This is a genomic window from Galbibacter kalidii (assembly GCF_026241135.1).
Classification (GTDB): domain Bacteria; phylum Bacteroidota; class Bacteroidia; order Flavobacteriales; family Flavobacteriaceae; genus Galbibacter.
Window position 1 is genome coordinate 107,492 of the sequence record NZ_JAPFGA010000012.1, and the last position, 24,305, is coordinate 131,796.

The 24,305-nt window shown below is 39.3% G+C and carries 15 protein-coding genes; 11 read left to right on the forward strand and 4 right to left on the reverse strand.

Going from position 1 to position 24,305, the window contains the following annotated elements:
- Nucleotides 1-15 precede the first annotated feature (15 nt).
- The 3 genes from OOZ15_RS13000 to uxaC all read left to right on the forward strand — a co-directional run bounded on the left by OOZ15_RS13000 (nt 16) and on the right by uxaC (nt 4,325).
- The gene (locus tag OOZ15_RS13000; protein WP_265956855.1) at nt 16-1,398 is read left to right on the forward strand and encodes a 3-keto-disaccharide hydrolase; all 1,383 of its coding nucleotides are present in this window, start codon (nt 16-18) and stop codon (nt 1,396-1,398) included.
- A 4-nt stretch (nt 1,399-1,402) separates the two neighbouring features.
- The gene (locus OOZ15_RS13005; protein WP_265956856.1) at nt 1,403-2,743 is read left to right on the forward strand and encodes a Gfo/Idh/MocA family protein; all 1,341 of its coding nucleotides are present in this window, start codon (nt 1,403-1,405) and stop codon (nt 2,741-2,743) included.
- A gap of 181 nt (nt 2,744-2,924) precedes the next feature.
- A complete protein-coding gene (uxaC, locus tag OOZ15_RS13010) occupies nt 2,925-4,325 on the forward strand; it encodes a glucuronate isomerase (RefSeq protein WP_265956857.1) in 1,401 nt (466 codons plus the stop codon).
- A 75-nt stretch (nt 4,326-4,400) separates the two neighbouring features.
- Here uxaC and OOZ15_RS13015 read toward each other — a convergent pair whose 3' ends face one another.
- Together OOZ15_RS13015 and gyrA are read right to left on the reverse strand one after the other, a co-directional pair.
- Nucleotides 4,401-5,672 carry a tetratricopeptide repeat protein gene (locus OOZ15_RS13015; RefSeq protein ID WP_265956858.1) on the reverse strand — a complete coding sequence of 424 codons (1,272 nt, stop codon included), beginning with the start codon at nt 5,670-5,672 and terminating at the stop codon, nt 4,401-4,403.
- A 34-nt stretch (nt 5,673-5,706) separates the two neighbouring features.
- A complete protein-coding gene (gene gyrA / locus OOZ15_RS13020) occupies nt 5,707-8,271 on the reverse strand; it encodes a DNA gyrase subunit A (RefSeq protein ID WP_265956859.1) in 2,565 nt (854 codons plus the stop codon).
- A 266-nt stretch (nt 8,272-8,537) separates the two neighbouring features.
- On the opposite strand from gyrA, the gene OOZ15_RS13025 reads away from it, so the two are divergent.
- The 3 genes from OOZ15_RS13025 to OOZ15_RS13035 all read left to right on the forward strand — a co-directional run bounded on the left by OOZ15_RS13025 (nt 8,538) and on the right by OOZ15_RS13035 (nt 13,518).
- A complete protein-coding gene (locus tag OOZ15_RS13025; RefSeq protein WP_265956860.1) occupies nt 8,538-11,096 on the forward strand; it encodes an ATP-dependent Clp protease ATP-binding subunit in 2,559 nt (852 codons plus the stop codon).
- 387 nt (nt 11,097-11,483) lie between these two features.
- Complete coding sequence (gene rimK, locus OOZ15_RS13030; protein ID WP_265956861.1) at nt 11,484-12,863, forward strand: 30S ribosomal protein S6--L-glutamate ligase; 1,380 nt, start codon at nt 11,484-11,486, stop codon at nt 12,861-12,863.
- A gap of 262 nt (nt 12,864-13,125) precedes the next feature.
- Nucleotides 13,126-13,518 (forward strand): STAS/SEC14 domain-containing protein, encoded by a 393-nt coding sequence (locus OOZ15_RS13035; protein ID WP_265956862.1) that lies wholly within the window; start codon nt 13,126-13,128, stop codon nt 13,516-13,518.
- On the opposite strand, the gene hutH is transcribed toward OOZ15_RS13035, so the two are convergent.
- Together hutH and OOZ15_RS13045 are read right to left on the reverse strand one after the other, a co-directional pair.
- Entirely contained in the window at nt 13,515-15,026 is a 1,512-nt protein-coding gene (gene hutH / locus OOZ15_RS13040) for a histidine ammonia-lyase (RefSeq protein WP_265956863.1), read from the reverse strand. The two genes, OOZ15_RS13035 and hutH, sit on opposite strands and share 4 nt — an antisense overlap.
- 87 nt (nt 15,027-15,113) lie before the next feature.
- On the reverse strand, nt 15,114-16,661 hold the full coding sequence (locus tag OOZ15_RS13045) for an NAD(P)H-hydrate dehydratase (RefSeq protein ID WP_265956864.1): 1,548 nt from the start codon (nt 16,659-16,661) through the stop codon (nt 15,114-15,116).
- Between the two features lie 411 nt (nt 16,662-17,072).
- On the opposite strand from OOZ15_RS13045, the gene thrA reads away from it, so the two are divergent.
- The 5 genes from thrA to gcvT all read left to right on the forward strand — a co-directional run bounded on the left by thrA (nt 17,073) and on the right by gcvT (nt 24,301).
- A complete protein-coding gene (gene thrA, locus OOZ15_RS13050) occupies nt 17,073-19,520 on the forward strand; it encodes a bifunctional aspartate kinase/homoserine dehydrogenase I (RefSeq protein ID WP_265956865.1) in 2,448 nt (815 codons plus the stop codon).
- Between the two features lie 3 nt (nt 19,521-19,523).
- A complete protein-coding gene (locus tag OOZ15_RS13055) occupies nt 19,524-20,447 on the forward strand; it encodes a homoserine kinase (protein ID WP_265956866.1) in 924 nt (307 codons plus the stop codon).
- Between the two features lie 35 nt (nt 20,448-20,482).
- Nucleotides 20,483-21,790, forward strand: coding sequence for a threonine synthase (gene thrC, locus OOZ15_RS13060; RefSeq protein ID WP_265956867.1), 1,308 nt, complete (start codon nt 20,483-20,485; stop codon nt 21,788-21,790).
- A gap of 83 nt (nt 21,791-21,873) precedes the next feature.
- Nucleotides 21,874-22,938 (forward strand): transporter substrate-binding domain-containing protein, encoded by a 1,065-nt coding sequence (locus tag OOZ15_RS13065; RefSeq protein ID WP_265956868.1) that lies wholly within the window; start codon nt 21,874-21,876, stop codon nt 22,936-22,938.
- Between the two features lie 271 nt (nt 22,939-23,209).
- A complete protein-coding gene (gene gcvT, locus OOZ15_RS13070; protein ID WP_265956869.1) occupies nt 23,210-24,301 on the forward strand; it encodes a glycine cleavage system aminomethyltransferase GcvT in 1,092 nt (363 codons plus the stop codon).
- The last annotated feature ends 4 nt before the right edge of the window (nt 24,302-24,305 follow it).

Genomic DNA, 24,305 nt, shown 5'->3' on the forward strand with positions numbered 1-24,305 from the left:
TATTAAAACAAATACATGAAACCAAAAATCAAGAATTATAAACATTATGCCTTGGCAATATGCCTAAGCGTTGGGCTATCAAGTTGTCAGGATAATGCTCCTAAAGACAATACTCCCTGGATCCCACTATTTAATGGTAAAGATCTAAATGGATGGACACAAAAAGGAGGTAAAGCCAATTATCGTGTCGAAGACGGAGTGGTAATAGGAAGTACAGTACACAGTACTCCTAACTCATTTATGACTACTGATAAAATGTATGATGACTTTATCTTAGATCTTGACTACAAAGTAGATTCCACCATGAATTCTGGTATACAAATTCGAAGTAATAGTATCCCTCAATATAGAAATGGGCGTGTCCACGGATATCAGATCGAGATAGATCCATCAGGGAGAGCATGGAGTGCCGGTATTTATGATGAAGCTAGACGTGGGTGGCTATTCCCATTAACGGATAACAAAAGTGCACAGCAAGCCTTTAAACAAGGGGATTGGAACCATTACCGTATTGAAGCTATTGGCGACACCATTAAAACATGGATCAACGAGGTTCCGGCAGCCCACCTTATAGACGACAAAACACATTCCGGGTTTATTGCCTTACAAGTTCATTCTATTGGTAAGGATGATGAAGAAGGCACCGAAATCATGTGGAAAAACATAAATATCCTTACCGATAGTTTGGAGAAGTACACGAAGAAAACCCCAGTTTCTCCTGTTGTTACCAAAAATAATTTGACCATCGATGAAAAGAAAAACGGATGGAAAATGCTTTGGGACGGTAAAACCACAGATGGATGGAGAGGCGCCAGACTCGATGAATTCCCAGCTGAAGGTTGGGTAATTAAAAATGGTGTTTTAACTGTTTTAGAAAGTGAGGGGAAAGAAGCTGCCGCTGGCGGGGATATTGTAACCAAAAAAGGCTATGGAGATTTTGAACTTCAAGTAGACTTTAAATTAACCGAGGGTGCCAATAGCGGTATTAAATATTATGTGGACACTGAAATTAATAAAGGTCCCGGTTCTTCTATCGGGCTGGAATATCAAATTCTTGACGACGATAATCATCCTGATGCTAAATTAGGAAACCATGATGGCAGTAGAACAGTTGCTTCTCTATATGATCTAATACAGGCCAACATCAACAAACCTATTCATCCTATTGGGGAATGGAATACAGCTAGGATTGTTTCTAAAGATAATCATGTAGAGCATTGGTTAAACGGAATGAAAGTACTTGAATACGAGAGAGGGAGCGATGAATATCGCAAACTAGTCTCAGAAAGTAAATATAAAGTATGGCCAAATTTCGGGGAGCTGGAAAAAGGAAGTATCCTTCTACAAGACCACGGAAACAGAGTATCTTTTAAAAACATCAAAATCAAATCGTTATAACATCATGGAAAGCAGACGAAAATTTATAAAAAATACTGTCTTAAGCAGCACAGCTATTGCTGTAGGAAGTTCTGTAATGGGAATGCCTGCAAGTAGCTATAGAAGGATTATCGGAGCTAACGACCGTTTGAATGTAGCCATTGCTGGCTTAGGAAGAAGGGTTGGTGCGTACTATGAGCCTATTGCCAGAAAAGAGAGTAACGTAAACTTGATGTATCTGTGCGATGTAATGGAGAGTCAGCGACTTAAGGCCATGGAGAATATTTCCAAACGCATTGATTATAAGCCAAAACTTGAAAATGACATCAGAAAGGTTATCGACGATAAAGAGGTAGACATCCTGATCAATGCTACTCCGGATCATTGGCACACCCCCGGATCTATCCTCGCAATGAAAGGTGGCAAACATGTATATGTGGAAAAGCCGTCCAGCCATAATATGAACGAAAATGAACTTCTTGTAAAAGCTGCCAAAAAGTATAATAAAGTGGTGCAAATGGGGAACCAACAACGTTCATCCCCCATATCCATGGATATCATCAATCAAATACACAATGGTGTTATTGGAACTCCATACAAAGCAGTTGCTTTTTACAGTAATGGCCGAGGTGAAGTCCCTATTCAGAAAAAAACATCAGTTCCAAAAGGACTTGATTGGGAATTGTGGCAAGGACCGGCAATCCACAGAGAATACACTGAAGAAACTTGGGATTACAACTGGCATTGGTACGGATGGAACTACGGAACCGCAGAAGCCGGAAACAACGCCACACATGAGCTTGACATTGCTCGTTGGGCGCTACAGGTTGAATTTCCCCAATATGCAGAAGTAGAAGGTGATAAAAGGCATTTTATAAATGATGGATGGGAAATGTACGATACTATATTAGCTACTTTTAAGTTTGCAGACAATAAAATCATTCAATGGGATGGAAAAAGCAGAAATGCTTATCAAACTTATGGCGCAGGACGTGGTACCATTATCTACGGAAGTGAAGGTTCTGTTTTCATGGACAGAGGCAAATACATCCTCAGGGATCGTTCTGGTCAAGTGATAAAAGAAGTCAACTCAAACTCTGATGAAGCGGGTACTGCTCTTGGTGGAGGTGGTAGTTTATCCACAAGACACATGGTTAACTTCTTTGAAACCATCCGGGGGAAAGACAAACTAAAAGCCCCTATTGATGATGCCAATACAAGTATGGCCATGGTGCATTACACCAATATTGCATACCGCATTAATAAAGGGTTTAAAATTGATGAGAAAACCGGAAAAATCCAAGATGAAGATGCCATGAAGTTATGGGGACGTGAATATGAAAAAGGCTGGGAACCAACATTGTAATATACCACCTTATATTATACTGACCAACCAACTCTACAACTGCCCGTTGATGAAATCCGAAAGATTTGGCTTGAACAATTGATTGATAGCTTTAATTCGAACGATTTTATAAACGGGCAGTTAATTTTAGGTGATGGTATTATGACCCGCATCGAATAAAACTATTAATGAAAAACAAACCATGGAGAACAACTTCATAAACAACAATTTCTTGCTCAGTAATAAATATGCTGAAGAACTTTATCACGATTACGCAAGCAAAATGCCAATTATAGATTATCATTGTCATTTACCTCCTCAAGATATAGCCAATAATAAAGTATTTGAAAACTTAACCCAGATATGGATCTATGGCGACCATTACAAATGGAGAGCGATGCGTACTTTGGGGATAGACGAGAAGTTTATCACTGGAAATACTTCTGATAAAGATAAGTTTCTTCAATGGGCAAAAACAGTACCGTATACTATGCGGAACCCATTATATCACTGGACTCAATTGGAATTGGCGCGTTATTTTGATATTTACGATTTACTAAATGAAAAAAATGCCGAAAGTATTTATAAAAATGCTTCAGAAAAATTAAATTCCGATGCGTATAGTTGTCAAAATCTACTTTCCAAAATGAATGTTGAAATGGTTTGTACAACCGAAGACCCTACAGATTCATTAGAACATCATCAAAGACTCGCCAAAGGAAACTTTGAGACACAAATCTCCACTTCGTTCAGGCCCGATAAAGCTATTTTGATTGGTAATAACGGTTTTATTGAATACCTAAACAAACTTGAGAAAAGCGCTGGAATATCAATCAATTCATATAAAGACCTAAAAGATGCTTTGATAAGCAGGATTGATTATTTTAATGAGAATGGATGTAAAGTCTCCGATCATGGGCTCAGCGCTATTCCGTATGCTGAATATACAGAAACTGAAATTCTCGACATCTTCAAAAAGCGTATTGAAAAGAAACCTTTGACAAGTGAGGAAATCACTAAATATGAAAGTGCTGTGCTCCAATTTTTGGCAGAACAGTATCATGCCAAAGGATGGGTACAACAATTTCATTTAGGGGCCTTGAGGAATAACAACACTCGTATGTTAAAACAACTAGGTCCGGATACTGGTTGGGATTCTATTGCTGATTATCCTCAAGCTGAAAACCTCTCAAAATTCCTGAACAGTTTAGACACCAACAATATATTGACCAAAACCATAATATACAACCTTAACCCTGCTGATAATGAAGTAATGGCTACCATGACCGGTAATTTTAATGATGGATCGGTAAAGGGAAAAGTTCAATTTGGTTCTGGTTGGTGGTTCTTAGACCAAAAAGACGGAATGATCAAGCAAATGAATGCACTATCAAATATGGGACTTATCAGTTGCTTTATTGGAATGCTAACCGATTCTCGTAGCTTCCTCTCCTACCCTAGACATGAATATTTCAGAAGAATTTTATGTAACTTGTTTGGAGAAGAAATAGAAAATGGTGAGTTGCCTAACGATATAAAATGGATCGGAAAGATTGTCCAAGATATTTCTTATAATAACGCTAAAGAATATTTCAATTTTTAAAAACACTATTACCCCTCTATCATCAACAAAAAAAGCGCCGAAAACGGCGCTTTTTGAAAAGTATTTCTTAACTGACTATTGCTCTAAAGCAGCTAGTTTTTCTTTCATTTCTGTATATTTTTCCTGTTCTCCAGTAGTTCCGTAAATATTCATTAGCGTTCTTACGGCATCAATATTATTAGGGTTGATCTCTAATAAATCTTCAAGATAAGGAGCAGCAGATTTATACAGGTTTTCACGCTTAGCCTTCAACTCATCATAACGTTTATTGTCCGCTGCAGAATTTCCAAGACTATTCATTTCTTCAACAATCTCTTTTTCTTCAGACAAGGTCAATGAAGCCATGTTTAAATATGCATTTTCATTTTTAGGATCCAATTCCAAGGCTTTTTTGTAATACCCTTCTGCTTGTTCTTTGTTCCCTTGTTCAGCATTGATCACACCTAAGTTATAATACAATGTTGGATTGTTAGGGTCTTTTTCAATAGCTTCTTCCATCAAAGACTGGAATTTGGCCTTGTCCCCCATTTTGATGTACATATTGGCCTCAGTCATCAACAAGTTCATATCTTCCGGATTAGCAGCTCTTGCGTCTTTAATTGCTTGAGCAGCTTTTTCAGTCTCCCCTTTTTCGTTGTAGATCAATGCAATGTTTTTCACGATCTCAGGAAGTCTTGATTCTGTTACTTCTTCTTTAGGATCGGTATACTGACCTGCTTTTACCATCAAGTCACGTTGTTGTTCAGAACCCAGGTTCTCTACTTCACCAGTTTCTTTGTTTGTTGCAAGATATGCAGTACTCTCTCCTGTGTACCCCATTTCTTTCAGTTTTTCATAATACTCCAAAGCGGTATCAAAATTCCCTCCATTTACAGCACTGGAAGCAGCAAAATAAAGATAATCCTGACTATCAGTTATCTCATAAGCCATGTAAAGTTTTTTTGCTGAACTTGCAAAGTCTTTATTCTCATTGTCTTTTACAGCTGAATTAACGATATCAGCTGATAAGGTAGTAAGGATTTCCTCAGCTTCATCAGTATATTTCTTCTTCGTTGTTTCTTCAAACTCGATCAACTGGTTGAAAGAATTCACTGCTTTTTCATAATCTGTATCAGCACTGCTTTTTTTGGCAAGATCGGCATACATTTTTCCTGTGAGGAAATAGTACTGCGCTTTATACTTGTCGTCAGCTGATTCTATCGTGGATGACAAGCTCTCCAAAGTACTTTTAGCTTCGGCGGTTCCTCCTTTATCAAGGGCTTTTTCAGCTGTTCTAAGTTCTTTTTTTTGAGCAACAGCCAATGATGTGATCATCAATGCCGATGCTAATAAAACTTGTTTTTTCATTGTTAAAAAAGATTTTTGTTTTTAAAGTTTAATGTTACTCTTTAGTGTCTGTATTAGTATCAGTTTCTTCTTTATCCGGATCAATATCCATGCCGTTTTCTATAACTTCGATTTCATTCACATTTGTTATATCATCTTCATCCTCCTCTTTCATCACCTTGGCAACAGCTGCAATCGAATCGTTTTTAAGGTTGATCAATTTCACACCTTGTGTCGCCCTTCCCATGACCCTCAAATCTTCAATACCCATACGAATAGCAACGCCAGATTTGGTAATAATCATCAAGTCATCTTCATCAGACACATTTTTGATGGCTACCAAAGCTCCTGTTTTTTTGGTAATCGACATGGTTTTTACTCCTTTACCGCCACGATTGGTGATTCGGTAAACAGCTTCGCCGTCTTTCGGATCGTCCAAATAGGTTCGTTTTCCGTATCCATTTTCTGAAACAACCAAGATATGATCTTCCAAATTGTTCACAGATACCATTCCAACGACTTCGTCCTTATCATCAGCTAATCTGATTCCGCGTACCCCGGTAGCGTTTCTTCCCATCGGACGGGTTTTCCCTTCTTCAAAACGGATAGCTTTACCTGATTTTACTGCCAAAAGAATCTGACTGTTACCTGTTGTCAGTTTCGCTTCCAGCAATTCATCGCCTTCGCGGATGGTAATCGCATTGATTCCATTTTGTCTCGGACGGGAGTATTGTTCCAATGAAGTTTTCTTGACAGTCCCTTTTTTGGTTGCCATAATGACATAATGACTGTTGATATACTCTTCATCCTTAAGGTCTTTGGTACAAATAAAGGCTTTTACCTTATCATCTTGTTCGATATTGATCAAGTTTTGGATGGCACGTCCTTTTGAAGTTTTGCTTCCTTCCGGAATTTCGTAAACCCTCATCCAGAAACATTTTCCTTTTTGCGTAAAGAAAATCATATACTGGTGGTTGGTTCCTACAAAAAGATCTTCTAAAAAGTCTTCGTTTCGTGTGGAAGAACCTTTTTGTCCAACTCCCCCTCTGTTCTGCGTTTTATACTCGGTAAGCGGTGTTCTTTTAATATATCCTGCATGAGAGATGGTAATCACCACCTGTTCGTCCGGGATCATATCTTCTATACTCAAATCGCCACCGGCATATTCTATTTGAGAACGTCTTTCGTCACCGTATTTTTCTCTTACTTCCTGAAGTTCTTCTTTGATGATCTCCATTCTACGCTCTTTACGAGCCAGGATATCTTTACAGTCTTCTATGAATTCTTTGATTTCTTCATACTCAGAACGCAATTTGTCTTGCTCCAGACCGGTAAGCTGTCGCAATCGCATTTCTACAATGGCTTTGGCTTGAATTTCGGTGAGCTTAAAGCGCTCCATCAATTTTGTTCGTGCCTCATCAGCATTACCAGAACCACGGATGATAGCGATCACTTCATCAATATTATCCGAAGCGATAATCAATCCTTCTAATATGTGTGCTCTGGCCTCTGCTTTTTTAAGCTCATATTCGGTTCTCCTTACCACAACCTCGTGACGGTGCTCCACAAAATGATGGATCATCTCCTTGAGATTCAATAGCTTCGGTCTTCCGTTTACCAACGCTATGTTATTCACACTGAAAGAAGATTGAAGCGCCGTGTATTTATAGAGCATGTTCAGAACAATGTTCGGGATGGCATCACGCTTCAAAATATACACAACACGCATTCCTTTTCTGTCAGACTCATCACGGATACCTGAAATCCCGTCTATCTTTTTATCATTGACAAGGTCGGCTGTCTTTTTGATCATGTCTGCCTTGTTTACCTGATATGGAATTTCAGTAACGACGATAGATTCCTTACCATTCACCTCTTCAATATGCGCCTTTCCGCGCATCATAACACGACCTCTTCCTGTTTTAAAGGCTTCCAGTACGCCATCATAACCATAAATAATACCTCCTGTAGGGAAATCTGGCGCTTTGACATGCTCAATAAGCTCATCAATTTCAATATCGTTGTTTTCAATATAGGCAATGGTACCATCTATTACTTCAGATAAATTATGCGGAGGCATATTGGTCGCCATACCAACAGCGATCCCAGAAGCTCCGTTAACAAGAAGGTTGGGAACCCTTGTGGGTAAAACTTTTGGTTCTTTAAGCGTATCGTCGAAATTCAACTGATGATCCACCGTATCTTTATCGATATCGGCCAACATGTCTTCAGAAATTTTTCGCATACGCGCCTCGGTATAACGCATAGCTGCCGGACTGTCACCATCTATGGAACCAAAATTCCCCTGACCGTCAACTAACATATAACGTAAGCTCCATTCTTGGGCCATACGAACCATAGTATCATAAACCGACGTATCTCCGTGTGGGTGATATTTACCCAACACCTCTCCTACAATTCTTGCGGACTTTTTGTACGAACTGTTCGCTCTAACACCCAATTCATGCATCCCGAACAAAACACGTCGGTGAACTGGTTTTAGTCCGTCCCTAACATCAGGTAAAGCACGTGACACAATGACCGACATTGAATAATCAATATAAGCCGATTTCATCTCGTCTTCAATATTAATAGGAATCAGCTTTTCTCCTTCTGTCATATTAAATATTTTATTTATCGTTTAATTATAAATCGTGCCAATATACGTATTTTATAGACGCTAGCGAGCGCCAAGACAAGGTTTTTTCATGTTTTTATCAACAAAAATGATGAGGCTATACGTTGATAAATTCAATGTTAATTTTTTTGTTTTTGCCACTTTTTTTTGTCTATTAGCTAAAAGTAACCTTAAATGTAATTAATTAAGGTATAGTTTTTGTCTACTTACCGTTGTTTTACTATTTTTAAATTGAAGAAAGGAAAAGTATGGATGATAATTTTTCACCTAGAGTAAAAGATGTTATAGCTTACAGTAAAGAAGAAGCCCTAAGGTTGGGTCATGACTTTATTGGAACTGAGCATTTGGTACTCGGACTTTTACGTGACGGAAACGGGAAGGCAATAGATATATTGACAGCATTAAGCATAGATCTAGAACATTTAAGGAGAAAAGTAGAAATTTTAAGTCCGGCCAACCCCGGGAATGGTGTCGCTGCGAACGACAAACGCAACCTGCACCTCACCAGGCAAGCCGAACGCGCTTTGAAAACCACTTTTCTCGAGGCCAAACTATTTCAAAGTTCCTCGATCAACACAGCACACTTGTTACTTTGTATATTAAGGAATGAGAATGACCCGACGACTAAGCTTTTAAACAAGCTTAAAATTGATTATGATAACGTTAAAGAGCAATTCAAGCTTATGATAACAAGTGATGATGATTACATAGACGCTCCTACCTCTGAATCGTTCTCTGACGAAACAGGTACTGGTGGAGAAGAGACAAGAGATAATCCGTTTGGCGGTTCAAGTGGCGGTAGCCCTAAATCCAGTAAAAAATCCAAAACCCCGGTATTGGATAACTTTGGAAGGGACCTCACCCAACTTGCCGAAGAGGATAAACTAGACCCTGTTGTTGGGCGACAAAAAGAAATAGAACGTGTTTCCCAGATATTGAGCAGAAGGAAAAAGAACAATCCGTTATTGATCGGAGAACCCGGTGTTGGTAAAAGTGCCATCGCCGAAGGCTTAGCCCTTCGTATTATTAAAAAGAAAGTATCGAGAATCCTATACAATAAAAGAGTAGTCACCCTTGATCTCGCTTCTTTGGTCGCCGGAACAAAATACCGCGGACAATTTGAAGAGCGAATGAAAGCTGTGATGAACGAATTGGAAAAGAACGATGATATTATCTTGTTTATTGATGAGATCCATACCATCGTTGGCGCCGGTGGAGCTACCGGAAGTTTGGACGCTTCAAATATGTTCAAACCAGCCTTGGCACGAGGTGAAATTCAATGTATTGGGGCAACAACACTTGATGAATACAGACAGTATATCGAAAAAGACGGCGCATTGGAAAGACGATTCCAGAAAGTGATCGTTGAACCTACTACTGTTGAAGAAACCATCGAGATACTCGACAACATTAAAGATAAATATGAAGAGCATCACAATGTGATGTACACCGATGAGGCTATTCAGTCCTGTGTGAAACTGACAAACAGATATATCACAGACCGGTTTCTACCAGACAAGGCTATTGATGCTCTGGACGAATCAGGTTCAAGGGTTCATATCACTAATATGGAAGTTCCCAAACAGATTTTGGAGCTTGAAAAGCAACTGGAAGGCGTAAAAGAACTCAAAAATTCGGTGGTTAAGAAACAAAAATATGAAGAGGCTGCTAAGTTGAGAGATGATGAAAAACGTCTTGAAAAAGAACTGGCCGTAGCCCAGGAACAATGGGAAGAGGAAAGCAAACTCCATCGCGAAACCGTTACCGACGAGAACGTTGCTGATGTTGTTTCCATGATGAGTGGTGTACCCGTGACAAGAATTGCACAGGCAGAAAGTTCAAAACTTGCCGAATTGCCGGAATTGATCAAAGGAAAAGTGATCGGACAAGACGAAGCGGTGAACAAAGTGGTTAAAGCCATCCAAAGAAACCGCGCCGGACTAAAAGATCCGGATAAACCTATCGGTTCCTTTATCTTCCTCGGACAGACGGGAGTTGGTAAAACACAGTTGGCAAAAGTATTGGCAAGTAAGCTATTCGATTCTGAAGATGCCCTTATACGTATCGACATGAGCGAATACATGGAAAAGTTTGCCATTTCTAGACTTGTTGGTGCACCTCCGGGATATGTAGGTTATGAAGAAGGCGGACAGCTTACTGAAAAAGTGAGAAGAAAGCCGTATTCAGTTATCCTGTTGGACGAAGTTGAAAAAGCACATCCGGATGTATTCAATATGCTTTTACAGATATTAGACGACGGTTATATCACCGACAGCTTGGGAAGAAAGATCGATTTCAGAAATACGATCATTATCATGACATCCAATATTGGCGCACGCCAGCTTAAGGATTTCGGACAAGGAGTTGGTTTTGGAACCGCTGCCAAAAAAGCACAGGCTGATGCGCACTCAAAAAGTGTGATCGAAAATGCACTGAAAAAGGCATTTGCACCGGAATTCTTGAACCGTATCGATGATGTAGTGGTCTTCAATACTTTAGAAAGAGAGGACATCCACAAGATCATTGATATTGAATTGGAAAAACTGTATTTGCGTATCGAAGGTTTAGGTTATCATTTAGAACTGACAGACAAAGCCAAAGATTATATCGCAGACAAAGGTTTTGACAAGCAATATGGAGCAAGACCGCTCAAGAGAGCTATTCAAAAATATATTGAAGATGCTTTAGCTGAAGAAATTATCACTTCAAAGTTAACTGAAGGCGATAGTATTTTAATGGACTTGGATGATAAAAAAGAAGAACTTACCATCACCATTAAAAAGGCTAAAAAATCAGCTGAATCATAGTCCAAAATTAAGATTCTACCAAAAACGCACGGTTTAATTTCCGTGCGTTTTTTTATTGAATTCGTTTAATTTTGTTACAAACCTGAGTTCGATTATTCTCACTTTGTCAAAACGGTTTTAAATAGTGAGATACGAACTTTTTTATGACGTAATATCGGGATATTGCAGATTAAAAAAGTGAAGTAGATTGCTGTTTAAAACTGAACATGCTGTACTTTAGCAATAAAAACACCCATTTACTGCGTTAAATTTTATCGCGATAGCTGTGGCTATCCCTCAAAAATTTGCCTTGTAACTGAGTATTCTTATTGATTTTGACTTTGTGATAATAATCGAACTCAGGTTACAAAATTCTTCTTACCTTAGAATCGATACAAAACAATGCAAATGAACAACAAAACCATAATTGGCAGTCAGGAATGGGTTTCTCTAAACGAGTTAGATATTCCAACTATCAAAGTCCGAGTAGATAGTGGCGCCAAAACTTCAGCATTACACGCTGTTAATATCCAGCCATTTCAAAGAAACAAAGATACATGGGTTACTTTTGATGTATACCCCATACAGAACAATGGAAAAAAAGTGATTCATTGTGAGGCTCTTGTTACAGACAAACGAGTGATAAAAAGTTCGACCGGAAACCGCGAGAACCGCTATATTATTAAAACATCACTAACCATAAGCGACGAACTCTCATGGGATGTTGAGGTCTCCCTAACCAATAGGGACACTATGGGTTACCGAATGCTTCTGGGCCGGGAAGCCATGATGGGAAGAATGATCGTCGATCCTGAAAGTAATTTTTTATTGGGAAATCTCAGCGATGAAGATGTTGACAAAAAATACAAGGAGAACGTTCATAAAACCAGCGGACTGAAAATAGGATTGCTTGCCAGTAATCCGAATTTGTACAGCAACCGAAGAATTATCGAAGCCGCTGAACGTATGGGACATGATATTGAGTTCTACAACATCCGCCAATGTTATATGAAACTGGATGCAGAAACCCCGGAAATCCATTACCGTGGTGGAAAAATATTGAATGACCTCGATGCTATCATTCCGAGAATAAAACCCAGTATGACGTACTACGGTTGTTCTCTGGCCAGACATTTTGAATCCATTCGCGTGGCTTGTTTAAACAAAGCCGAGGCTATCCGTCAATCCAGAGATAAGCTTTTTTCCCTTCAATTATTACTAAAAAACGGTATTAGTATCCCCACTACCGGGTTTGCTAATTCCCCTTTAGACACCAACGACCTGATAAAAATGGTAGGCGGCTCTCCCCTCATCATTAAACTTTTGGAAGGCACGCAAGGAAAAGGAGTTGTACTGGCAGAGACCAAAAAAGCAGCAGAAAGTGTGATTAATGCTTTTAAAAGTTTGAATGCCTATATCTTGGTTCAGGAATTCGTTAAAGAAGCTAATGGAAAAGACATCCGCTGTTTTGTGATCGACGGTAAAGTTGTTGCTGCCATGCAAAGAGAAGCACCTCCGGGAGAATTCAGGGCCAATGTGCACCTTGGGGGAACCACCTCCCTTATAAAACCAACAACAGCCGAAAAAAGAATGGCGGTCAAAGCAACGAAGGCCATGGGGCTTGATGTTGCCGGCGTGGATATTATCCGTTCTTCCAAAGGACCTTTGTTATTGGAGGTGAATTCTTCTCCCGGACTGGAAGGAATAGAAACCGCCACGAATAAAGATATTGCCATGTTGATGATCAAATCCATCGAGAAAAAACTGAATTGGAAGTCTGTTGTATAGGTGATTAGTTGATTGGGTAAGTATTTCGTTTTAGATTGAAAATTTAAAATTAAAGGTTTTCCCGACGATAAATGTCGAGGCAAGTGAAACCTCAAGTCCAGACCTTCAAGATTTTGAATATTGAAGGTTTCTCCTGACTTCAGACTCCCGACTTTGAGCTTTTTAGCATTTGTTTAACTCCATTTATCCAATAAAAAATGTCATTGGTCTAAATCCTTCAACTTCCTTTTAATCAGTATTTAATAAGACGTAGCTTTGCACTATGGGTGCTATTGTTTCTAAAAATAAACTGATAACAACATATCAATTCGATTTCGGAGAGGTCAAGATATATCCTTCATTTGCCATTGGCATTATGAATGATGGGATTGATCTAGACCTTGAAATTTTATCTGAACTTACAACTATAGTAGAAAAGCACTATCGAAATAAGTATTACGGGTATATTTCATTACGAAAAAACTCTTATTCGGTAAATCCCATTCTTTACACTTATATCAAGAAATCCACTAACCTGAAATCTATCGCTATCGTTTCAGAAAAGGATATTTTTAAATACAATTTCAAAATAGAACAATATTTCTTCTCCAAAAAAATGCAACTTTTCAAGTCGTTGGACGAAGCTGTTACCTGGACATTAAAAAATGTTTCCTAATTCTGAAACAAAGGGGCATTAAGCTCAACTGTTTCCAAAAACCCAATTGTGGTCTGAATATCGTTGTGGAAAATCCTGTCTTTATCCACAAAAGATACTTTTTCGGTATAGGCTGAACAAAAATCTTCAATAAAAGATGATGATTTCATCGGTCGCCTGAAAGCCAGAGCTTGAGAAGCTGTTAAAAGTTCGATCGCTAAAATAGATTTCAAATTCTCCATAATCTTAAAACACTTCGTAGCCGCATTTGCACCCATACTCACATGGTCTTCTTGTCCGTTTGAAGAAACAATAGAATCTACACTTGCCGGTGTTGCCAACTGTTTATTCTGACTTACAATGCTTGCAGCCGTATATTGGGGGATCATCAGTCCGGAATTCAAACCGGGATCGTTTACCAAAAATGAAGGTAAACCTCGTTGTCCAGATATCAATTGATAGGTTCTTCGTTCAGAAATACTCCCCCACTCTGCCAAAGCAATTCCTAAATAATCCAATGCCATCGCCAGAGGTTGTCCGTGGAAATTTCCTCCGGAAAGCACCTCATCCTGATCAACAAAAATATTGGGGTTGTCCGTAACGGAATTCATTTCAGTTTTAAAAACTTTTCTCACATAGGCTAAAGCATCTTTCGAAGCGCCGTGAACTTGCGGCATACAACGGAATGAATACGGATCTTGAACCTGTGTTTTTTTCTGAATTGCTATTTCACTCCCTTCAATAAACCTTAGAATACGTTCGGCAGTTTTTATTTGCCCTTTATGCGGACGTACCAAATGGATCAATCGGTGGAAAGGCTCTGTCAGTCCATCAAAAGCATCCAAGGAAATCGTTCCTATCAAATCGGCTAAATAGGATAACCTATAAGCATTCATAATACACCATACTCCGTAGGCACTCATAAATTGGGTGCCGTTCAACATGGCCAAACCTTCTTTGGATTGTAGTACAATAGGTTTCCATTTCTTCTTTTTCAGTACAGTTTCTGAAGCGGTTATTTTGCCTTCATAATAGACCTCCCCTTTTCCCAAAAGCGGCAATGCCAAATGAGCCAAGGGAGCCAAATCCCCCGAAGCTCCCAACGATCCCTGGGTATAAACCACCGGAAGTACGTCTTCATTATAAAAATCGATCAATCGCAATACCGTATCCAGTTGTACGCCACTATGTCCGTAACTCAAGGACTGAATTTTCAGTAGCAGCATCAACTTGACAACAGAAGTCGGAACTTTCTCTCCCGTACCACAGGCATGGGACATTACTAAGTTTTCCTGTAGCGTGCTAAGGTGTTTTTCATCGATGGTAACGTTACACAACGATCCAAAACCGGTGTTGATTCCGTAGATCGGCTTTTTATTCTCCCCTATTTTATTGTCTAAATATTTTCTGCAACGCTCAATATTGATTTTTGCCTCATCAGATAATCTGAGTTTCAATTTGTTTTCAACGACATTGAAAATGGTTTCAATATCCAAAACATCTGAGCTTATATAATAGAATTCGTCCATTTCTTATACAGGTACTTATCAAACAAAATTCTGCATTAGCCTAAAATTTTCCAAGAAAATACAGACAATTAACCTTATGCTTGATTTTTATTCATCCTCTTCGCTTTTTTGCTGACGATCTGCCGTATCATTCTTGAATAACGCTAAAAATGCGTCACCCATAAAATCGATAATATCAGTAGCTGTCAGCGCTTCCAATCCGGATCGTTGAGAAGCCAGATCTCCCGCCAGTCCATGAATATAGGCTCCAAAAATAGCAGCATTAAGTAAGCTGTACTGCTGTGCTATGAGTCCACTGATAATCCCTGTAAGCACATCACCACTACCTCCAGTAGCCATCCCAGGATTTCCAGTGGAATTTACATACACTTTTTTGTGATATATCGTCTTGGTATACGCACCTTTAATCATCAACACCACATCGTTTTCAGTAGAAAACTGTTTTGCTTTTTCCAGCTTTTCAAAATCGTTTTTCCAGCTTCCAATAAATCTTTCCAGTTCTTTAGGGTGAGGTGTTAAAACCGCTTTTCCTTTCAAATGTTTCAACAGTTCTTTATGTTCAGCAAGTATGTTGATACCATCGGCATCAATTACCAGGGGAAGCTTGTTTTCCGACAAGAAATCAGCAAAGGCCTTTACGGTTTCCTTATGTTTTCCCATACCGACACCAATAGCTACAGCAGTTGGTTTTATATCAAAATCAACCGCAGAAATATGGGTTTCTTTATCATCTGTGATCACCATGGCTTCTGGGAAGGCTGTTTGTATACTTTGATATCCGCACTTTGGTACATAGGCAGTCACCAAACCCGCACCGGCACTCAAGGCTGCTTCAGTACACATTAAAGCAGCACCTGTTTTTCCGTAACTACCGCCAACAACCAAGGCGTGTCCGTAGGTGCCCTTATGTGAAAATCGTTGTCGGGGTTTGTATAGACTACGGGCATTGTTCACATCGATATAAAAAGCATCTGCTTCTTCCTCTATTAAAAATTGTTGATCTTGTCCAATATCCACTAACAACCATTCATAGGTGTAAATACCCGTTTCAGGTAGTAAAAAAATCAATTTCGGAAGCTGAAAAGTAAGGGTGTAGTTAGCACGAATGACTGCATCGCTCTTCTCAACAGACTTATCCATATACAAACCCGAAGGGATATCGACAGACAATACAAAAGTACCTGCCTTATTGATATGACCGATAAGATTACTGACCCAATCCACCGGAGGTCTGTTCAACCCAATACCGAAAATGGCATCAACAACAATTTCATCCGGATTTATTTGCGGAAAATCATCGCCTTCGGTTAAAAGTTTAGGCCAATATTTCAGGTTTTTTATCCTATCAAAATTCAACAAAAAATCCTTGGATCGGTTGTCACTGAAATTAACAACATATACTTCAATATTGTATCCCTGCTCCATAAGATATCTTGCGACAACCAAGCCATCCCCTCCGTTATTTCCGATACCACAAAAAACATGAATCTTTACAGGATTTCCGTTCAATTGACTGTGCAACCACCTAAATACTTGTTCCCCCGCCCTTTCCATAAGCATATCGGAAGTAATATTTTGTCGCTCTATTGTAAATTTGTCAGCGAGCCTTATCTGATCAACAGAAAAAATCTTCATTATTCAACAAATCTTTAGTTAAATTATTAAATTCTCAATAATCGTGTTTTTGTTTTTTAAGTACCATAAATGTACTACATTTGAACCCTATTACGAGTAAACACATGCAAACTTTTAAAGAAATATATTCTTTTTCTATTCTCTCTACAGGGAAGATATGTGTGATCTCTATTATTCGTAATACTACTATTATTACCCCTTTTGGGGTATAACATTTCACATATAATCCACGACCTATATTTGTTTATATCAAACAAACCAAAACTAACTTTATTAAATTATTAAAGACCATCATTTCTTATGAAACACCCATGATAAAGCCTTTTTTAGCACAAACAGGTATGAATATTGGGTGTTCCACCTGCCTACCGGTAGGCAGGTCTGACATAAAAAACAAATAAATATCAACAGATGAAAGTATTAAAATTTGGCGGCACCTCGGTTGCCAATGCCCAAAATATAGAAAAAGTTAAAAATATTGTTGCCAACACCCTAAAAGAACAAAAAACAACGGTTGTTGTTTCCGCTTTTGGAGGGGTAACTGACATGCTTGTCAAAGCCTCTTTACTGGCTTCGGCACAAGACGAATCCTACAAATCTGTTTTAGAAGATATTGAAGACAGACATCTAAAGGTTATTCAAGAACTGATTGACATCAACAATCAAAGTAAAGTAGTAAGTGCTATAAAAAGAGAACTCAACGTACTTGAAACCCTTTTGGAAGGTGCATTCCTCATAGGAGAAACTACTTCAAAATTATTAGATAAAATTGTTGGTTATGGCGAACTTTTATCATCATTCATTATCAATGAGTACTTTATAAAAGAAGGCATAGACAGTGTTCATAAAGACAGTCGGACTCTTATCAAAACCGACAATCAATTCGGGAGAGCGGCTGTCGACTTTAAGACCACCAACGAACTATGCGAAAATTATTTCGGAACAGTAACCTATCAGGTTGTTGTGCTTCCGGGTTTTGTAGCTTCATCTACCAAAGGAGAATCTACAACCCTAGGCCGTGGCGGATCGGATTATACCGCAGCTATTATCGCAGCAGCTGTCGATGCCGAACTCCTAGAAATATGGACCGATGTAAGTGGTATGTTTACTGCCAATCCAAAATTAGTCAAGCAGGCCTTTGCTATTCCGCACATCTCTTATGAGGAAGCCATGGAGTTGTCACATTTCGGAGCCAAAGTATTGTATCCGCCTACTATCCAACCCGTATTGTCAAAAGGGATTTCCATTCATATAAAAAACACCTTTGCTCCTGATGAGGAAGGTACGCTGATCAAAAAAAATACCAACGGAAAAACAAGGGCCGTAAGAGGTATCAGTCATATTGAAAACATTTCGCTGATCTCTTTGGAAGGAAGTGGTATGGTGGGTATCCCGGGCATATCAAAGCGCTTCTTCGAGGTGCTTTCTGAAGCCAAAGTGAGCGTAGTGTTCATCACCCAGGCTTCATCAGAACACTCAATTTGTATAGGTGTTTCCAGTGAAGATGCAGAAAACGCTAAAGACGCTTTAGAAAGAGCTTTTGAATATGAAATGACCCTTAAGAAAATCAATCCGGTGATCGTGGAAGATGATCTTGCCATCATCGCATTGGTCGGTGATAATATGAAGAGCCATCAAGGACTTAGCGGACGTATGTTTAGTTCGCTTGGGAAAAACAACGTCAACATACGTGCTATCGCTCAAGGGGCATCAGAACGGAATATCTCCGCAGTCATCAATAAAAATGATGTAAAGAAAGCTTTGAACACTCTGCACGAGCAATTTTTTGAAGATAAGATCAAGCAGCTCAACCTCTTCGTTATGGGAGTAGGAAATGTAGGGGAGAAATTCCTTCAGCAAATAGAACAACAGCAAAAATTTCTCAAAAAACAATTAAAGCTGAACCTTCGGGTAGTAGCTCTTTCCAATTCCAAAAAGATGGCATTCGAAGAAAACGGTCTTTCCCTTAAAAATTGGAAGAGCCTCCTAGAGGAAGGAGAAAAGACGGGAGTTGATGCCTTTTTTAAAAAGGTAAAAGAAATGAACCTTCGCAATAGCATTTTTGTAGACAATACAGCCAGTGAAACTATTGCAAACACATACAAAAACTATCTAAACGATAGCATTTCTGTAGTGACCTGTAATAAAATCGCAGCTTCATCTCCTTATAAAGACTATGTGGAATTGAAGGAACTCTCAAGAAGATATAACGCACCTTTCCTTTTTGAAACCAATGTAGGAGCGGGGTTACCGATTATAGATACGCTTAAGAATTTGATCGCTTCCGGAGATAAGGTGACCAAAATTCAGGCAGTGCTTTCGGGAAGTTTGAATTTTGTATTCAACAATTTTGATGAAAACACTCCTTTCCACGAAGTGGTAAAACAAGCACAAGATGAAGGTTATACAGAACCGGATCCGAAGATTGACCTTAGTGGAATTGATGTAATGCGAAAAATATTGATCCTTGCCAGAGAAAGTGGTCATGAAATTGACATCGAGCAGATAGAAAACGATGCTTTCCTGCCGGAAGCAAGTCTAAATACCGGTAATGTAGACGATTTCTATAGATCATTGGAGAAAAATAAATCACATTTTGATGATATCTATAAAAAAGCGGCAGACAAAGGGTGCCGATTGAAATATGTAGCCCAATTTGAAAACGGAAAAGCAAAAGTAGGTTTGCAACATATTCCGCAAGATCATCCGTTCTACAATCTGGAAGGAAAAGATAATATCGTACTTTTCTTTACCAAACGCTATAACGAACAACCCCTGTTGATCAAAGGTGCTGGTGCCGGAGCAGATGTAACCGCATCAGGGATTTTTGCAGACATCATTCGAATTGGCAATTTTTAAATTATGAACGAAATCAGATTATTTTGTCCGGCTACCATTGCCAATGTTTCTTGTGGTTTCGACGTCCTCGGACTTTGTTTGGAGAGTACCGGCGATGAAATGATCATCAAGAAAACGGATACGGGAAAAGTTACCATCAGCAAGATTACGGGACAAGATCTCCCGCTGGAAACTGAAAAAAATGTTGCGGGCGTGGCAGTTCTTGCCATGTTGAAAGAAACAAATACCGATCACGGATTTGACCTCGAGATCATCAAGAAAATAAAACCCGGAAGCGGTATTGGCAGTAGCGCAGCCAGTGCAGCAGGAGCGGTTTATGGGGTTAACAAGTTGCTCGGAGAGCCTTTTTCCCTTAACGAACTGGTACGTTTTGCTATGAAAGGTGAAGAATTGGCCAGTGGTGCTCCCCATGCCGATAATGTAGCGCCTGCCCTACTCGGTGGTTTTACCTTGGTAAAAGGATATGAGCCTTTGGAGGTTCTCAAACTCCATACACCCGCTGATATCTACGCCACAGTGATCCATCCGCAGATTGAAGTCAAAACCGCTGATGCGCGTTCGGTATTGAAACAAAATATCCCCCTGAAAAAAGCCATTGTACAATGGGGAAATCTCGCCGGATTGATAAGTGCGCTTTACACGGAAGACTACGACCTTATGTCAAGATGCCTTCATGATGAAATTGTAGAACCTATGCGGAGTCCGTTGATCCCCGGCTTTGACAAAGTGAAAAAAGCAGCTATCGATGCCGGAGCCTTGGGAAGCGGAATTTCCGGATCCGGCCCTTCTATTTTTGCTTTGTCAAAAGGAAAGGAAACGGCAAAAAAAGCCGCCGAAAGCATGGCAAAAGTGTATAAAGAGTTTGGTGTGGATTATGATATCCATGTTTCTAAAATAAATACTGAAGGTGTAAAGGTTTTGAAATAAAAATCAACTTTGAACAAAAAACTTTGAATAAGAAAATGAACTATTACAGTCTTAACGACAGTCAGAATAAAAACAAGGCAAACACCAGTTTTGAAGAAGCTGTGGTACGAGGTATTGCCCCGGATAAAGGACTTTATTTCCCGAGTGAGATTACTCCTTTGGATAAAGCTTTTATCGATAATATTGAAAAGTATTCCAATGAAGAGATCGCCTATGAAGTGATCAAACAATTTGTAGGTGATGAAATTCCTGAATCTGTTCTTAAATCAATCATTGAGGAAACCCTTTGTTTTGATTTCCCTACGGTAAAAATTGAAGAAGACATCTACTCATTAGAGCTTTTTCACGGGCCAACCATGGCCTTTAAAGATGTCGGTGCACGGTTTATGGCACGTTGTCTTGGTTATTTCAACAGAGATAAAAACGATAAAACTGTTACCGTACTTGTGGCCACTTCAGGCGATACCGGTGGCGCTGTAGCCAGTGGGTTTTTAGGAGTTAAAGGTGTTGAAGTTGTTATCCTCTATCCAAGTGGCAAGGTGAGTGATATTCAGGAAAAACAGTTAACTACGCTGGGACAAAACATTACCGCCTTGAAAGTCGATGGTGTTTTTGACGATTGTCAGGACATGGTAAAGACTGCTTTTCTCGATGAAAATTTATCCGATCAAAACCTAACATCGGCCAACTCAATCAATGTGGCACGTTGGTTACCGCAAATGTTCTATTTTTTCTTTGCCTACAAACAACTCAAAGCCCAAGGAAAAGAACTTGTTTTTTCTGTCCCCAGTGGAAACTTCGGAAATATCTGTGCCGGCATCATGGCCAATAAACTTGGTTTACCGATCAAACATTTTATAGCCTCCACCAACATTAACGATACGGTTCCGCGTTATATGGCAACCCGGAAATACAGTCCGATGCCATCCAAGCAAACCATTTCAAATGCGATGGATGTAGGGAATCCGAGTAACTTTATTCGTATTCAAACCCTTTTTGACAACGATTTTGAAGCTTTGAACAAAAAGTTCTCTTCCTTCAGTTATACTGATGAAGAAACCAAAATAACCATGCAGGAGATCTATAAAAAATCAGCTTATGTAGCCGATCCGCACGGTGCTGTTGGGTATATGGGCTTGAAAAAATATCAAAAAGAAAATCCGCAAGTAACAGGCGTTTTCTTAGAAACGGCTCATCCTGTTAAGTTCTTGGATATAGTTGAAGACACGCTAAGCGTTTCCGTAGAAATCCCTGAACAGATAAAAGCGGTTATGGACAAAAAGAAAGAAAGTCATAGCATTAAAAACTATGATGACCTAAAAAGTTATTTAAAGAACCGGTAAACTCCCCAGCTTTTCCAAAATAGGTTCGTTGGGTTTTACAAATTGTTTCTTTTTTCTTATGTTTCAGCTGAAATATATTCTTTATGAAAAAATTACCTTTAGTTATTTTAGCACTGTTATTAGGAACCTTCAGCTGGGCAGCACAAGATTCTATAGTGGTTTCTTCAGAGAAAATCACCATAGGAGTTACCCAATCGCCGCCTTTTGTAATCAAAAACCAAGACGGTTTTTCAGGGCTAAGCCTGACTTCATGGGAAATGGTATCCGACGGACTTGGCATTGATGATTATGAATTAAAAGAATACACTTCGTTGCAGGAATTACTGCAAGGCATAAAATCAGGTGAAGTGGATATGAGCATCAACCCCATAACCGTAACCGACAAACGTATGGAGTATATAGATTTTTCGCAGCCCTATTTCATCTCCCATACGGCTTTGTCTCAAAAAAGCGATTCCAAAGTATTGCGTTTGCTAAGCAACCTATGGAGTCGTGACTTCCTCTCAGCCGTACTCATGCTTGTAGCGATAATTTTAATTTTTGGTATCCTCGTTTGGTTTTTTGAACGAAAAAAGAACCAAGAAGAATTTGGAGGCAAGCCCTTACAAGGTATTAAACAAGGATTTTGGTGGAGTGCTGTCACCATGACCACCGTAGGATATGGGGACAAATCGCCACAAACCACAGGCGGAAGGGTTGTAGGGTTTATCTGGATGTTCTTGGCTATCATCCTTATTTCGGGTTTAACGGCGAGTATTGCTTCAGCCTTAACGGTTCAGCGGATCAACGACCAAATAAACGGTGTGGAAGACCTAAAACGCTTTGATGTAACTACGGTAACAGGTTCTAGTTCTCAAGAGTTTTTAGACCTCTACAATGTAAACTACAAAGAGGTAAAAACGGTAAACGAAGGGCTAAAAGCTTTGAACGATGAAAAAACAACCCTTTTAGTGTATGACGAACCCATCCTGAAATACATAATATCAGAACAAGGATTCGATGAATTGGAAGTACTGCCAAACCGGCTTAAAAAAGATTATTTCAGCTATGCTTTTCCGAAAGGATCTTCCTTAACAAAAAAAATAAATCCGGAGTTGATATCCGTCCTAAAAACCATGGAATGGAACACATTGATAAAGGATTATTAAAAAGTTTAGTATTAAAAGAGGCTTTCTAAAAAGCACTTGGTGAATTTAATTTGTCAGTCTGAGCTTGTCGAAAATATATTGAACATCAATAAATCATGCTTCGACAGGCCTGCCTGACGGTAGGCAGGCTCAGCATGACATCCGAATTTGTAGCTTTTTAATCCCCATACCCCCTTTCTTGTCCTGTGAAATTCAAACGCATGCTTTCCTTGACATATCCTCACTTTTTTTAATAATATTTAGTAGGTTTGCGCAACAAAAATGAAGAAACATGAAGAACACAGCACTTACCTCTATACACGAAGCTTTAGGCGCAAAAATGGTTCCTTTTGCCGGTTATAACATGCCGGTGCAATATGAAGGTGTAAATGTCGAACATGAAACCGTTAGGAATCATCTCGGAGTGTTTGACGTGAGCCACATGGGCGAATTTCTGATCAGCGGGGAAAACGCCTTGGAGCTTATTCAAAAAGTGAGTAGTAACGACGCTTCCAAGCTTACTGTTGGAAAAGCACAATATTCTTGTTTACCAAACGAAGAGGGAGGTATTGTGGACGATTTGATCATCTACAAGATCAAAGAAGAACAATATTTATTGGTGGTCAATGCTTCCAATATTGAAAAAGACTGGAACTGGATCTCAAAATACAACGAATCCATCAAGGCAGACATGAGGGATATCTCAGAAGATTATTCCCTTTTGGCCATTCAGGGACCTAAAGCGGTAGAAGCTATGCAAAGTCTAACATCTGTTGATCTTTCAGCTATAAAATTTTATCATTTTGAAGTAGCAGATTTTGCAGGAATCGAACATGTAATCATTTCAGCAACAGGATATACTGGAAGTGGTGGTTTTGAGATCTACTGCAAGAACAGCGAAGTGGAACAGGTTTGGAACAAGGTTTTGGAAGCCGGAAAAGATTTTGGTATCAAACCTATCGGACTTGCAGCCAGGGATACCCTCCGATTGGAAATGGGGTATTGTCTCTATGGAAATGATATTGATGACACGACTTCTCCCATCGAAGCCGGTTTGGGATGGATTACCAAATTCACCAAGGATTTCGTAAATGCTGATGCTTTAAAACAGCAAAAGGAAAATGGTGTGGAGCGAAAATTGGTGGCTTTTGAAGTTACAGAACGCGGAATCCCAAGAAATGGTTATGATATATTAAATGAAGAAGGGGATGTTATTGGAAATGTGACCAGCGGAACCATGTCGCCTTCCTTAGGGAAAGGAATAGGATTGGGATATGTGAGTACAGTATATAAGGCGGTAGATACCCCTATTTTTCTTCAAATAAGAAAGAAAAAAGTGGGGGCAAAAATTGTTAAACTTCCGTTCTATCAAAATAAAAAGTGATTTA